The organism is Pseudomonas citri (assembly GCF_025336485.1).
GTDB lineage: Bacteria > Pseudomonadota > Gammaproteobacteria > Pseudomonadales > Pseudomonadaceae > Aquipseudomonas > Aquipseudomonas citri.
Window position 1 is genome coordinate 1 of sequence record NZ_JAODAB010000010.1, and the last position, 13,898, is coordinate 13,898.

Sequence of the window (13,898 nt, forward strand, 5' to 3'; positions counted from 1 at the left end):
ATGATGATGGCCTCCGAAAACAAAACACCCTGCGAAAGCGTAGCCCTCGCAGGGTGTGGGGGTGACCATCTCATTAAGCCGCCTAAAGAGGCAGCAGAAAAAACAGCAGGCGTTGAATAGCCTGAGTATTGCTGTCAGCAGGTTACAAGACGATGATGTTTTTTGGTGCGACGAAGAAAGCACCTTAAGACCGCTCCAGCACCGGTCGATTGATGCTGATAGGCAAGGGGGGCGCGTTTATAGTCTTCCAGTTGGTTCACGAAGGCTTTGGCCTCTACATGGCTACGAAAGCTGACCACCATGCGTCTATCCAGACAAGCCAGCTTTCGGGTGTGCTCGCTTCTTCAATTCTGATCTGCATCACTGGAATCCCTTCGTGAGGTGGTTCAGGTCAACTAGGAGCCTAGACAAAAAAACTCGTGCTCTTCGAGATCTGAAAATCTCGCCAGCGACAACTATCATTGGGTTAGTCGGTTTCATCGGATGTTTTTTCTCTGTGACTCAATTCCCATTCGGACGGATTCGACGTGCGGCTATGGCTCCAAGAGTGCTACTGGAACCATCAGTGGATCCCCCTCTGATCTATCCACATCGTTATCGACTCAACGGCGTCGGCCAGCGCGAGCTGATTTTCGTGGGGTGTTTCAAGAATGTCCGGTAGCTGGGGAGGGGCGACATGGCGATATTTCCTCAGAGCGAACTGAAAGATTAGCAACGTCAGGGCGGGTGCGCCGGATCATCGCAGCTATCCAGGTAGGTTGTGCAACCGGCAGTAATCAGCCCATGATATATTGACCATTTCGGCTATCTCCCTGTGCGCATCAAGGACAAGTTGATGCGCCTGATCTTCGGAGGTTGCAATCGGTCGAAGCGTCAGCTCCCAGGTGCCCACACCTAGTCTTTCGACTTCGTCCTCGTACGCTTGCTCAATTAGCTCCTGCTGTTCATTCGGACTTCATAACCTCGATAATAGACACGCCAGCGTTCCATCAAGTTTTATCCATGGCGTTTCCTCATCCGCTTCGATGATTCTGAAGTCCTCAAAAAACCTCTCATTCTTAGTCTGCAGGGGCAGGGCCGAGGTAAGCTCCAATGGAGCGGGCAGGGTCTCTTTCAACCTATAACTAGGGGCGTCTGGTAGTTTGGACGCGTGGTGAGTTTTCAGATGGAAAACGGCTGGAAAAACGACGGATTAGGTACAAACTGTAAAAAAAACAAGGGGGATCCCATGAGCTGTCTTATTTGTGCAGGTATCGCAGAACGCATTCAGTGTCATGGCCCGTGGGAGGAGAGAGATTGTCCGGTCTGTGGTCGCTATCGGGTTTCAGATGCGCTCGTGTTGACGCTGATGGAACAGGGGCAGATTTTCGATGTGAGCAAAACAAGGATTTGGCTTGCCAGCAAGCGCAAGGAAGAAGTTATTCCATCCATTGAGATTCACGAGGCGCTACTGGTGCCGTGAATTGTTTTTTGTCTGAGCGAGGTGGATGCCCCCGGCGCGTATTCGCTTTTAATTGTCACAGCGAATCAAAGTGCATTTAGCCGCCGTCTACTATGAGAATCCAGCTACTCAACAGGATTCTTCGCCGTATGGGCTGGATCACTCCGGTGCCATCAATACAGAAAGCGTCATGTTGATGAACTCTTCATTTGTTCCGATCATATCCAGCACACCACGCACGTTACCTCCAACCTCACCCGATCCTCGCAGCTCGCCCCAGAGCGTCAGTTCCATGATCGCAGCCTCAAGGCCGACCTGGTTTCGTTGATCTTATAATGCAGGGAAGGGTGCAGTAGGAGAATTTGATGGGATCTTGTCGCTCGGCTATTGAGGGTTCGCACAGAATCAGAGCGCGCTCAGTAGACGCTCAAGATGCTCTCGTTCCCAGCCACTTAATAGCTCGACTGGATCCGTGCCATTGCGTTGCCAGCCTTCAACAGTCTCGACGCGACCACCATGCGCTCTGCAATCCTCGCAGTAATCCAAGGTGCCGCCGTCATTGAAAAGCGTTAGCAGCCAGCCGTCGATCTCAACACTCATGAGGCCGTTGTAAATCTCATTCCAAGTCTGCTGAGAGGCCCGATGCATGGTGCGGGTGCCGAGCGCGACGTCCTTCAGTACTTGGTAGACCTCGCGGGCGGTGAGAGCAGGTTTTGTGTTCAAATTTTTCCATCGCTTTTATTGCCGATACTCGTTTTGAGGTGTCCAAAATCATCAGGCCAGTTCAATGATCCTCGCCGAAGCGCTCAGGGCGCTGGTGGTTTTTAAGCGTAGCAGCGCGAGAAAGTCTGAGAATTTTCAAAGGAGAGGGGATAGTTCCTTTGGTCACGGAGAAAGCGTCACCTTGGCAATGAGGTTTGCTAGCATCCGCCATGGTTGGCTATTGCAAACATCTGAGGTGGTGGTATATCGATTTTTCAATCAAAGAGTACATTCCCATCGAGTCTGTTCAGGTCGATATTTGGGCATTGATGGCATTGCCATCGCGCGGTGCTGTGCTTCACGAGATGGTTCACCGAGGTCTGTCTTTCGTTTTTTATAAGCAGCTGGCAGTCATCTTGGACATCTCAAAGAGCGAGCTTCGCCATTACTTATTCATGTCGTCTGCAACGCTGACGAGGAGGTCGATGGCAGGGCGGTTGAGTGTGGCTGAGGGTGATCGGTTGTGCACGCTTATTAGCGTTTTGAACGCTGCTCATGAGCTGTTCGAAGGTGATCTTCGCGCCGCTAGGGAATGGATGAAATCGCCCGCATTCGGGCTTGATTCAAGAGCACCGCTGGACATGTTGGGTACTCGTGTCGAAGCCCAGGCTGTTATTGATCTGATAGGTCGATTGGAGAATGGAACGCACGCTTGAGGAGCGCTAGGTGACGCCGCTGAGGGTTCATCCTGATCCGCAAATGACGCCACAATCGGATAAACATCGAAGGAGTTTGAGGCTTCAGGCACAAGGCGATACGGGATGAAATCACAACCCAAGATCGAGTTGCATACGCCATTCAAGCAAATCTTCTGGCAGTACCTCCGGCGGCAAAGTTTGGACGATGCCTCGAAGTAAGTGACCGGAATGACAGTGGAGTATCGCGACTTTACTCGGGTCATCCTCAAAAAACGCTAGCTTTGCTCCTGCCCGGCGCTGGCCCTTGCGCAGGGCTTCTAATGCCTCCTGGCCGAGCCATTCGAGGCGTAGAAATCCATACATGTTCACCGTGCGAGCTCTCACATGACTTTTTAGCAGTTCAGCCACCAACTGCTCCAAACCTTGCGCGCCGAGCGTGGCCACAGCCAATTGCCAAAGCTGCCCTTCGAGAGGGGTCGTGATCTTCATACACACGCCAGGATGATGATGTGCTTGAACTCCCGTTTCGACCCAAAACCGTCGTTCTGGTTTAGGAGCGGCTGGAGTGCTGGCATCTTCCAGATGCGACACCAAAGCTTCTTTCAATTCGAGTAACGCTTCTTGCAGTCGAGCGTCCTCGCGCGGGATCGCCCGAGCTCGGCTTGAATTCTTCGACGTGCCGGAGAAGGGCTTCCGCATCCTTTATGTTGAGATCAAAAACAATCATGTTGAGTCCGGGGTTTTGGAGGAGGGGGCGCATTAGCAGGTGAATCCGTGACTGAGTTTTTCAAGCTCAGCCTTTACGAGTTCGTATCCCTCCTCGGAGTGAGCCACTTGAAGCGGTGTGCTTCCACCGAGGGCTGCTTTCGATTGGTTTAGCCACATGTCAGCTTTTGCTTTGTTGCCAAAGATTCGCTCGGCTTCGCGGTGGATCAGCTCAACGTAATTCATTTTCTGGCTCTCGGGAGATTCGTCCACGTCCGCTCGGTATTAGCTGGCGGTCGAGGTCGATGCTGGGGGCTTCGCGCAATATTCACGAAACGCTTTGATGCCCCGTTTGATGATCAATATTGGCTTAATCATGTAGCGATAGCTGACGAACATATTGAGCGCGAGCCAACCCAACTGGTAAGTCGAGCCATGAAATCCCCCATGGTGTGTGCTGTTTTGCCAAAAGCCGTAGGCAACGAAAATAGTAAAAATGGCGACCGCCAGAGGCAGGATGCTGAGCCTTCCCAAGGACACTGCGATGAAGGGGATGGTGACAACTGAGCGGACGGGTTCATTGTCGAGCTGAATGGCCCAGATCCGATTGACATTGTCTTTGCCTGGCTGGTAAGTCGCTCGGATTCGGTTGCCCGCTTTTACATGAGCATCGAGAACGTCTGGGATTTCGAGTTTTTCGTGCTTCTTGCCATCAATCTTCCAGTAGTGATAGCTGACCATGTCGCCGCCAAAGCCTCGCGATTTCTCGTCGAGCCGGCCGTCTACGATTTGCATTTCCTTCATACAGATTCCCCAGTCCTCGTGTTTTGAGTGATGGCAAAAAGATATTTTTTCAAAATCCTAAGTAAGTCTTAGCACTTCGTCAAAGAGAATTTAAGAATCTCTTAGTCTTTCGGCTAAGAAAAATGACCACGATCAGCAAGCGCCTGAAAGAAGCGCGAAAGGCAGCAGGCTATTCACAAGAGCGCCTGGGGATAGAAGCAGGCATCGAACCTGCCTCGGCATCAGCGCGGATGAATCAGTATGAGAAGGGCGTGCACGAGCCTGGAGTTAGCACCATGCAGCAAATTGCAGCTGTCCTGAATTTGCCGGCGGCGTATTTTTATTGTGAGGACGATGAGACCGCCCATCTGCTCCAACACTTTCATTGCCTGACAAAAGCTGATCGAAAACAAGTGGTCAATTTGGCCAAGCTTCTTGCTTTCTGTGGTTGATGCCTAAGCGAAAGCATCGTCAAGGGGGGGAGTCCTACACCAAACAAAACTCTGTCGCTGGCAGTGCTGACCGCTGAGGGAGCAACCGAGCCAGTTTGAGAAGATACTTTGTCATGTGATGCGCAGCCCCCCAAAGAGCTGCGTTAGATGAGTCTTCATCCTACAGGCTGGCGAAATTTCAACGTTCCTATTCGCTCCCCAAATGGGGTTAGTTAATGCTTTCGGACGTCAAGGCCAAAACGCCCATCGAGCAGTCATCTGTCGTTTTGGTAGCAAACGATTGCTTCAAATTCCAAGCCAGGATATCCCTCATCGCTTTCGGCGTTGCAGTGCCGCACCAGCCGATAATTTTCCGCAGCGCCGAGGTCGCAGGGGATTTTTGAGCTCGTTGGTACAGGCTCTCTGCGGTGCCGTCACTCATGATCACGAAGCCTGAACCTTGGCCACATTCACCCCGGTATAACCGAAAACGGCTATGGACTGTGGAGTCCGTCATGAAAAACGTTGTATTGGCATACTCACCATTGTCTGGGTGAGATAGCACCAACACTTGGCCATCATCTTGTTGATGAATGATGCACCCATCACCCACATGGCCGGCAAGGTACCGACCTTTTGAGTGGGCAACGAAAAGCATGGTACTGGCCAATTCAGAAGCCTCACAACGCAGTTTGATTGCCTCGCGTTCCAGTGCCGTCCGGCAGTGCTCCAGTAACACCTCGGACGCCTTAGTCGAGTTCAACTCAGACAGCGCCCAAATCTCTTCGAAGCGCTCGAGCAAAGCGCGCGTTACTGCCCTGACCACTGCACGTGCGCCATGAGCGGAGTGGGTTCGTGAGCCAGCACCATCTGCAAGGGCGATACAAGCAAATTCATGCTGAGTGCGGGCCGCAGCGTAGTCTTGGCACGGCGTATTGCTTTGCAGGTGCGAGCGTCCAGTGATCTGTCCGCAAGATGCCCGATAGAAATAGCTGCGATCCGCGTCACTCATGTCCTACACCTGGCCCCAGGCGTCGATACCTGCTTTGTCCAAGACGACGGTATCACCAGGTATGGATTGCGATACGCGTGAAACGCTGCGGCTGAGCCAGAGGAAAAACTCTTTGAAGTTGAGGCCTTTCAGTCGCAAAGGAGGGCGGCCAGGTGACAGCCTGCCCAAGGTTTCCAGATTGGCAGCGGCACCGATCGCAATCGGGAACACTGTCAGCTTTTTGCTTTCGCACAGGGCACGGATTCGCTCGCTGGCGCGGCTAATGTCATCGGTAGGCTCGCCATCTGTCATGACGACCATCCAAGGCTGGTAGTAATCGACACCAGCCCGCTGATAGTCACCTTTTCGTACTTCGAGCAGATCCAGGGCAAGGTTCACGCCCTGGCCCATGGCGGTCGTTCCTTCGGCGATCAGTACGGGCACGTCCTGCCGCTCGATGGCCATGAAGTCGACCGTTCTTTTGGCTTCGCTGCTGAAGGTGACGATGCTGATCTCAGCAGCATACTGGGCTACCTCATCGTCACGAATCGCGTCGTAAAACATTTGCACGCCAGCTTGAAGCTCTCGAATCGGATCTCCCGCCATCGAGCCGCTGACATCGAGAACCAGGCAAATTGGCACCCTGGCAGTTGGGTTATCCACCAAATCTTCCTGGCTGAGAATGTATTCATTGTTCATGAGCGATCTCCTGTCGAAAACTAGCTAGAAAAGATTGCGCGCCACAGCCTGCTGAAGAACTCAGCAACCTTGGACGTTCGCTTACGGGTGTACGGTTGCGACCGAGGGGCAGAGCCTGTCTCGCTACGGGATTGAACCGTGGCATGCGGTCGAGGTGCCGGGGGAGGGCTACCTTGTTGAGTCGGTGATCGTGGCCGCGGCGGCGGTGTTTGGACGCTGCGGGTCTGTATGGGCTGAACTTGAGGCGTTGGCTGCGGCCTAACTATCGGTTGCACAGGGACTGGGCGCGGCATCATTGATGGGCGGGCGATTGGAAGTATGGGAGCCGGGCGTCCTTGGTTTTTTCGTTCGGCTTGCTGCCCCTCTTTGTAACTCTCCTGGGCCATGCGAGTAAGTCTGTGTTTTCTGTGGCAGTCCTGGCACCAGGGCTTGTGACCAATCTTGGCCTTCTTCTCGACGTGTTTTTTTGAAGCAGTAATCGTCTTATTGCACTTGCCGCAAGGGACGACTACGGGGTCTCTGATGAAAAAAAAGGTAGTAGGGAAGACTTCGTTCCCATAGTAGTTCTTCGCCACGGAGTAGCGGTAGCGCCTGAGCAGATCGATCCAGTCCTCCACTGAAATTCGATCACCGTCGCGAAATGTGCGCTGGAAAGCGATGCGAACATCCTTTTTCAGGTGGTTCCAAATGGTCTCCCATGCGCCCTCGGGAGCATTCTCTCCAGAGAAATTCTCCTGGTCATCGAAGTCCCGGTAAGGAAAATTCTTAGCCTTGATATTGGCTGACGGCGACCCACCATTTTGCTGCGAATAGGGAGGTTTTCCAGGAAACAAGATCATGAACAGCATCGTCGCGATGGCGAACAGCTCATGCTCTTTGCTGCGCATAAACGTTCTGTAGTCGATGCCTTGAATCTCCGGAGCCGTGAAATTTTCGGTACCCACGGGACACGGAAAGCCTTCGATCTGGAAGCTGTCGGTGTCGACCATCCATAATTTGGTGCTGTCTTGGGTGACCAAGAGATTTTGGGCGTTGATATCACCTAGTAGGATGTTCAAACCATGAAGAAACCGAACCTGCTCAAGGAATGCCAGGCACACATTGAGCAGGTCGATGCGCCCCCATGTTGGGAAGACCTTGAGAAAGGCGGGCTTGATAAATATTGCCGAGAACATTGTCTTGCCTTGCGCGCAAGGCATGAGATAGCCGACGAATTCCGAGTACTGATTGAACAAGACCTCAGTGGGCCAACAGATGCCGGCATGGTCGATCTTTCGAGTCACCATCAGCTTGATTTTTTTACGCCTCAGCGTAGTCAGCTGTTCGGCGTGATAGATCTTGCAGACGAAGGAGGGCATATCCGTTTCATAGATAACGCCTTCACCCCCTTGGCTGATCTTTTTAGTCAGCCTCACTGGTTTTCCTGCAGATGTCATGACCACGTCGCCTGTTGCAGGTAGTGCTTTGACGGCGAGTCGCTCATTCGCAGCGCTTGTGGGCGCTCGGTGCATCGCAAACGGCGTCAGAGGCGCAGGATCTGGCGTCGGCGCTTTCTTCTCAGAAGAGCCTTGGGGCTGGTTTTGAGGTGGCCACTTATGGCAGGAAATGCTGTTGGCTTTAGCCTGGCTCATCAACTGATCATCACAGGTAACGATAGTCATCCCGTACTGACTAGCAACCTCAAGCAGGCGTGTGTGGGCGGTCTGGGCTCTGAACTGGAGCCGCTTGAGGAGAAACGCCGGAGCCCCGTCGAACTTGAACGCAGCGAGCAGGTCGCCTGGCAGAATGGAGTCGCCGGTAGGGAAGTCCTTTTCCGTTATGGCGTGCCCATCCTCGATCTGCTGGAGCACTCGTTCTGCGTTATATCCCTGCGCAGTTGGCTGACCGCGGCAATCAATCAAAACCGCTATCGCTTCGACGAGCAGCACTGGCACATTTTGCTTGTCGCGGATTCTCGAAATGATGTCTGGATGGGCTAGCAGCACCCCAGCATCAATCAACACCTTTTGGATTTTTCGTTCCGTCATAACGCTGAAAGTGTGGCGCAGCCGTCCTGAGTTTTCTGGCATGAAGCTTACAACGAAACTGGCGAGCGGAAGAACTCGGTGATAGCCAAGTGGCATCGCGCAACGAATGCGTCTGGAGTTTTGTGATGCAGCTCACACTCTTTCCATCCAAACGCTCCCAACCGGCCCAGCGGTCGTTTCCAGCCGATCAGCTCTGAACCTACCGATCCCTGCAAAACAGAGCACCAATACTCAAGGCTTCAAATATATTTGGCGCAGCTTTACGCGAAGTGGAGTATTCGACACCAGTCGAAAAGTAAATTTTCATGCGGAAGGGGACGTCATATGCATCGACCATCTCATCAATCAGGACGTTTTGGAGTCGCATGTTTCGGTAGTGCCAAATCCTGTTCTGAAGTTGGTCGTTGAAAGTAAAGTGGAAAACGCATGTAAAAGGTACTTCAGCTGAGCGCTCAGTCGTGTCTCCGAAGCGCGTTGCGGGTGGTTGGGCTAGTGGTGGCGAGCCTGTAGCAGGCTCGCCGATTATCTGTCACTTGTTCAGATAATCACGCACGTGATGCGCCCAGGTACCGACCGCCGCAACAGCGTTCTTGAGCTGCGTTTCGGTGCAGTTAAGCGAGGCGCACCAGTTTCTGACCTCGTTAGGGTCGTTGACGTCGATACGCTTGGCGTCGGCAGGGTGGGTGATGTGTTTGTTGTCTGGCATGGTGACTTTCCTTAATCGTTGGTGGCGAAGCGCCACTCCTTTGATATGGGCACTGCACTCGATTTCAAGTAGGATTTCGTGCGAGTTTGGTGACATTTTTGTTGCAAATCGCTAGGCCGAGTTGCGATTAGGCTGTCAAGCGAGATGATTGATTGCAGAGCCCGCGCGTTGCACCTCTCCGCCCACGCAGGGCATCTTGGAGCTGAGCTTCCGATAAGCTGACGCCCGTGGATCGAGGTGCCAAAGCCATCGCTTCCTCACAGGTGAGCTTGTGCTACCCGATTGAGCGAAGTCATCCTGCGCTAGGAGATGGGGGGTTGTTCAGAGCAGTGTTTTAATTTAAGCAGCGGATTCTAGGGCGTGGCTCTGACACGCTTCACTGAAAGCGCTGCTCCTTCAGGCGTCAAATTACACCTGAAGGGCGCGGCCATGTCGTCAGAGAATCACGATCTCGTCGGGCGCTAGCCATCCGGCTTCAACCACTTGGGTTTTGGCAATCTGAGGCTGAGCGGTGTAGACCACAATCGCGAGACTTTCTTCGGCACGGCTGCACGTGACATAAAGGAGCCGACGGGTTCGCGACAGCGAGTTATCTTTGCCCTCGCGCTCATTCCTGACGTCGTTTTCAGAGGCTGGTTTAACACCCAGCAGTTTGTCGTAACTGAAAAGGAATCCACCTGCTTCCTCGTCATTGAGTATGACCATGACCCGCGGAAACTCTAGCCCTTTCACACCCTGGTGAGTGTCGAACGGTGAGAGTCCATCGGCATAGCCAGCAAACGCAGCCATTTCCGAGAAGGGGCGTCCTAGCAATAATCGGTAAGCATGCGTTTCCAGTGCTTCGCGATCAGTCGTGTCGGGAGGTGCGTCAGCAGTAGCTCCCTCGAGCAGGGCTTCTATCAAAAGATTGGGTAAATCGAGCAGGCTGGTGCGGAAAAGAACTTGAGCCACATCCTCGATGGATGGGTCGTTATCCTTGAACAAATCGCACAGTGACTGAGTAGCGCTTCCAACGCTCTCCAGCAGCGCCAGCTGGTCAGGCACATCTTTCATGTACTTAGGATCAAGGAGCGGGGATCTCAGCCTTACCGTTTCCATTAGCGCGAAATCACTCGCCTTCGCTGCTTCGAGTATCGGGGTGACCTGTTCAAAAAACAGCTTCAGGATCGGTAGCGTCCCATCCAACAGGCCTGTACGGAGATGTTCGACGGCATACAACGGCGCAAATACACCCTCAAAGCCCATGCGGCGCCCGGCCATCTTGTGCTCCAGAATCAGGGTCTTTCTCCCATCGTTTCCAGCTGCCCACTGGTTGTCGCCGGTGACTTCGGCCATGCGCTTAGCGATCTCGACCTCCAAGCTGAAATCTTGACCAGGTGCTTGCTGAGTGCAGAACATCCGTACAGTGCCCTCGATGGCGTGCGGCTTCGGCTTTTGTTGGTGGGTGTCAGCACTCGCGCGGATCACGTTGATCAGGTCGATGACGCGAGTCGGACAGCGGCGGTTTATATGCTTCTCTGGCTTGGCCCAGTCATCAGGAATCGCTTCGCCCAGGCGCTCCTTTCCGTCGGCGTAAATGCGCTGCATCGTATCGCCGAGCAACCCCAGGCAGAAGCGATCCGGAATAAGTGCTTGAGCTCGAAGAAAAGCATCCATGAGTGGCCCGTTGGTGTCCTGGCTTTCATCGATCAGAAGCACAGGATGGAGATCCGCCATGACATCCAGCAATGGTGCTTTAGGAATGAACTCAGCGGCCATCTGGATGACCTCGCTGTGGTTTAACGCCTGCCTACCGCGATTGTCTCCCGTGGGGCTGTACGTGAAGGTCAAGACGTCATTCAGCTCACTCAGGCGACGGGCTTTGCTATCCCGGCTGGCCTGGTTTGCCAAAAAAGTCTTGTTAACACCCCTGGCCCTACCGAGCTTGTCATCTAAATCCTTAATGTCCTCAGTGAGCTTGAAGCGTAACCATTCCCGAATGTCCTCGTTAAAGCCCTTGATCATCCTCCAGGAGAAGGCATGGATCGTCGAAACAACCACCAGGGGATCATGTTCGAGCCGACGAGCAATTTCCTCGCAAGCAGCGTTGGTGTAGGTGATGATCGCGATCTGGCGCCCTTCAAACGTGAGTCGTTGCCTCTCCCTGTTTTTCAGGGCTTTCACAGCCTCCACTAAGGAGTGAGTCTTACCCGACCCTGCGCCGGCATACAGGAAAAAACTGCGCGGACGATCAAGGTTCAGACACTCCTGGATGACTTGATCGGCATCAGGCAGTTCTTCTGTGGTGACTTGCGCCAAGGTACTCATTTGGGGGTTACCTCGACGATGGCGGATGGGATGATCAGGAGCTCTTTGCTTTTTCTCTCCAGCTTCGTCTCAAGCCATTCGAGGCCTTCACGAATGTAGGCAGGAACCGTCAACTGAGTAAAGCCGGGATCTCCCAGAACCTGCAGGGCGAACTCTGCTTTGTCCCCACCTCTGAGCTTGTCGAACAGCTCGGTACCAAGTTCCAGTGACGTTTCGGCTTGGCGGAGCGCCTCACCAAAAGCGCGTGTCAAACCTCGCCCCAGCTTCTTTGAAAAATGATCAGCGTTGCTCAGAACCAAACTGTCTTCAAACGTGTTAGGCAGCGCCTCCACCTCAGCGTCCGTTTTGGGGAGACGTATGGTGATGGGGGTTTGGTAGGCGATTCTGATCGAGAACAAGTCATCGATCTGCTGAGCTTTCTGATCAAAGTGCAAATCAAGCAATGTGTCCACGTCGTGACCAAGCTTCATTGCCATCATCCAATGGCGAACAGTGGGGTTGTTGGTGAACTGTTCGGCGTTCCGCTCAACAGGCTTGGCGGCCTTCCGAACCCCAGCATCCAGGTCGGTAATCACTAACGTGACGATCCCTAGAGCATCAACAAGCGGGCGAAGACGATGTGCGTGGCTGCCCCCGATGTCCAAGATCGTGATGTAGCACCGATCAAGGAAGGGGAAGTGCTTTCTCAGGAAATGGGGCAACATCATGCGTTCCGCGGCGCCTTCGACCAGTATCACCGCATCTGCAAAGAAAAGGTCAGCATGCTGGGCCCGGAGGTAACGGGTCACGAATTCCTTCGTTTGATTGGCTTTGCCGAACACCGTGCTCAGATTCGAGACGGTTGATACGGGGATTGGCACACCAGCCATGCCCGATGGGAGCCTGCGGAAATACCTCAGGTTCTCGTATTCCATCTCATGGGCGACATGGCTGGAGTGAGAACTAACCACCAGCTGTGTTTTGAGTCTGGGGTAGTTCTCCAGCAGAGGGTCGTTACCCAGTATGTGGTACGCGTGCTTTATGAACGCCTGCTGAACCTGCACATGCAAGTGAGCTTCCGGCTCCTCGATGAGAACGAGGTGAATAGGCTCGACGCCGGTAACACTCTGCTCCTCTGTGCTTCTGTACTTCTTCAGCCATTCGTCACGGAATGCCATCAGTTGGAAAATCATGGAGATCAGATTTTGATAGCCCAAGCCATTGGACGTCTCAGGTAGGCGCATAGGAGGTGCTCCTGGCACCCCAGCGACGGAGTCGAGCTCGAACAGCACAGCTGCCTCGTGATTCATGCCATCCGTTGGAGCGAGGCGAGTTTCTACCTTTATGGCCGGGTCGGAGTTGTTGGGGTACCCGAGACCTGCCACCTCACGAAGTGCCGGTGCAAAGCTCGAACTCAGGCGTGTATCAAACGCTGACTGAGCCGCTTGAATCGCCCTGATAGCCTCCAGATCAGTGAGATCAGGACTGTCCCCTGGGTCTAGGTGTCGGTTGTAATAGTGACGCAGCTGCTCCGTGAGCTTCATCCCAGAGCCATGCGTGCCCTCCGATCCACTTTCGTCGGCACTGTCACCGAACCCACGCTGCGCGTTGATTTCATGAACACGTATAAGGTTGGTCAGGGGGTTGTGCTCTAGCGGTGTTGCAGTTGCCGCAAGTGGCTGCCGATTGGCGTGTCGAGAGGAGGGATCCGGAGCTTGCAACTGGGTTGGATCGAGGCGATACCACCTAACCTTGAACGTCGTCCCCAGGCGCCGATTGAGGTAATCATGCAGGCTCTGTGGCCAAAGGGGGAGTGAGGGCGGTGTTTTTCCCGCTTCAGTCTGCTTCTCAATTTCTTCTTGCAGCAGCTTAACTCGATCACGCTCTTTACGGTAATCGCTGAACAGCTTGGTCATATCCAACGGTTCAAGGCGAAAGCGCATCCCAACATGGCCACCTTTCCAGGCAAAATTTGGAATGAGGTCTCGAACGTAATGAAGCTCACCCTGAAAGGCTTCTATCCAAATGTCCAGAGTGGGCAACCAGTCTGCCCAGTCATTGGCGACAGGGATCGAAAAGTTATCATCAGCAGCCTCCCAAGCCACACCAATAGCATCGATGGTGGCGAGGTGAGACAGGGTTAGATCCTGTAACCGGAACGCCGATGCTTTTGAGAGCAGAAACTTCCGCAGGGCCAGCATTGCGGAAGATTTTCCGCTGTTGTTCGCTCCGACGAGCAAAGTAGTGTTGGAGGCTAGATCGATTCGAACAGACAGGAGTTTGCGAAAGTTCGCGATCTCCAGATGTTGGATATGCATAGGCTCTTCCCTGAAGGCTGCCCAGCGGCGGGATGCCGAGCTGATTGGTGTTGGAACTCTAGCTGAGGGTGATCTGGTCTCCAACCCACATACTCGAAATAGTCATCATTG

At 53.5% G+C, this 13,898-nt stretch carries 14 protein-coding genes and 1 pseudogene; 3 read left to right on the forward strand and 12 right to left on the reverse strand.

The annotated features are described in order from the left end of the window. Positions 1-745: 745 nt before the first annotated feature. Positions 746-931 (reverse strand): DUF6388 family protein, encoded by a 186-nt coding sequence (locus tag N4Q37_RS27870; protein WP_390897926.1) that lies wholly within the window; start codon positions 929-931, stop codon positions 746-748. A 234-nt stretch (positions 932-1,165) separates the two neighbouring features. Between N4Q37_RS27870 and N4Q37_RS13340 the strand changes: the two genes are divergently transcribed. Further along, positions 1,166-1,462, forward strand: coding sequence for a hypothetical protein (locus tag N4Q37_RS13340; RefSeq protein WP_260958471.1), 297 nt, complete (start codon positions 1,166-1,168; stop codon positions 1,460-1,462). Between the two features lie 138 nt (positions 1,463-1,600). Here N4Q37_RS13340 and N4Q37_RS13345 read toward each other — a convergent pair. Together N4Q37_RS13345 and N4Q37_RS13350 are read right to left on the reverse strand one after the other, a co-directional pair. Then, positions 1,601-1,803 (reverse strand): annotated as a pseudogene (locus N4Q37_RS13345) (hypothetical protein). A 43-nt stretch (positions 1,804-1,846) separates the two neighbouring features. Further along, positions 1,847-2,164: a DUF7693 family protein gene (locus N4Q37_RS13350; protein WP_260958473.1), complete on the reverse strand. Its 318-nt coding sequence runs from the start codon at positions 2,162-2,164 to the stop codon at positions 1,847-1,849. Between the two features lie 209 nt (positions 2,165-2,373). Between N4Q37_RS13350 and N4Q37_RS13355 the strand changes: the two genes are divergently transcribed. Continuing rightward, entirely contained in the window at positions 2,374-2,859 is a 486-nt protein-coding gene (locus tag N4Q37_RS13355) for an antitoxin Xre/MbcA/ParS toxin-binding domain-containing protein (protein WP_260958474.1), read from the forward strand. Positions 2,860-2,970: 111 nt separating this feature from the next. Here the strand turns inward: N4Q37_RS13355 and N4Q37_RS13360 are convergent, their stop codons facing one another. The 3 genes from N4Q37_RS13360 to N4Q37_RS13370 form a co-directional block, all read right to left on the reverse strand. Next, positions 2,971-3,447, reverse strand: a complete 477-nt coding sequence (locus tag N4Q37_RS13360; RefSeq protein ID WP_260958475.1) for a hypothetical protein — start codon at positions 3,445-3,447, stop codon at positions 2,971-2,973. A 153-nt stretch (positions 3,448-3,600) separates the two neighbouring features. After that, a complete protein-coding gene (locus N4Q37_RS13365) occupies positions 3,601-3,792 on the reverse strand; it encodes an MbcA/ParS/Xre antitoxin family protein (RefSeq protein ID WP_260958476.1) in 192 nt (63 codons plus the stop codon). A gap of 39 nt (positions 3,793-3,831) precedes the next feature. Then, complete coding sequence (locus N4Q37_RS13370; protein WP_260958477.1) at positions 3,832-4,350, reverse strand: hypothetical protein; 519 nt, start codon at positions 4,348-4,350, stop codon at positions 3,832-3,834. A gap of 122 nt (positions 4,351-4,472) precedes the next feature. On the opposite strand from N4Q37_RS13370, the gene N4Q37_RS13375 reads away from it, so the two are divergent. Further along, positions 4,473-4,781, forward strand: a complete 309-nt coding sequence (locus tag N4Q37_RS13375) for a helix-turn-helix domain-containing protein (RefSeq protein ID WP_260958478.1) — start codon at positions 4,473-4,475, stop codon at positions 4,779-4,781. Between the two features lie 208 nt (positions 4,782-4,989). On the opposite strand, the gene N4Q37_RS13380 is transcribed toward N4Q37_RS13375, so the two are convergent. The 6 genes from N4Q37_RS13380 to N4Q37_RS13405 form a co-directional block, all read right to left on the reverse strand. Beyond that, positions 4,990-5,772 (reverse strand): PP2C family serine/threonine-protein phosphatase, encoded by a 783-nt coding sequence (locus tag N4Q37_RS13380; protein ID WP_260958479.1) that lies wholly within the window; start codon positions 5,770-5,772, stop codon positions 4,990-4,992. 3 nt (positions 5,773-5,775) lie between these two features. Continuing rightward, on the reverse strand, positions 5,776-6,450 hold the full coding sequence (locus N4Q37_RS13385) for a vWA domain-containing protein (RefSeq protein WP_260958480.1): 675 nt from the start codon (positions 6,448-6,450) through the stop codon (positions 5,776-5,778). Positions 6,451-6,470: 20 nt separating this feature from the next. Continuing rightward, a complete protein-coding gene (locus N4Q37_RS13390; RefSeq protein WP_260958481.1) occupies positions 6,471-8,519 on the reverse strand; it encodes a hypothetical protein in 2,049 nt (682 codons plus the stop codon). Positions 8,520-9,006: 487 nt separating this feature from the next. Continuing rightward, on the reverse strand, positions 9,007-9,183 hold the full coding sequence (locus N4Q37_RS13395; protein WP_260958482.1) for a DUF3606 domain-containing protein: 177 nt from the start codon (positions 9,181-9,183) through the stop codon (positions 9,007-9,009). Between the two features lie 435 nt (positions 9,184-9,618). Then, complete coding sequence (locus N4Q37_RS13400; protein WP_260958483.1) at positions 9,619-11,490, reverse strand: UvrD-helicase domain-containing protein; 1,872 nt, start codon at positions 11,488-11,490, stop codon at positions 9,619-9,621. Then, complete coding sequence (locus N4Q37_RS13405) at positions 11,487-13,787, reverse strand: AAA family ATPase (RefSeq protein ID WP_260958484.1); 2,301 nt, start codon at positions 13,785-13,787, stop codon at positions 11,487-11,489. The genes N4Q37_RS13400 and N4Q37_RS13405 overlap by 4 nt, the downstream gene beginning before the upstream one ends. Positions 13,788-13,898: the final 111 nt, after the last annotated feature.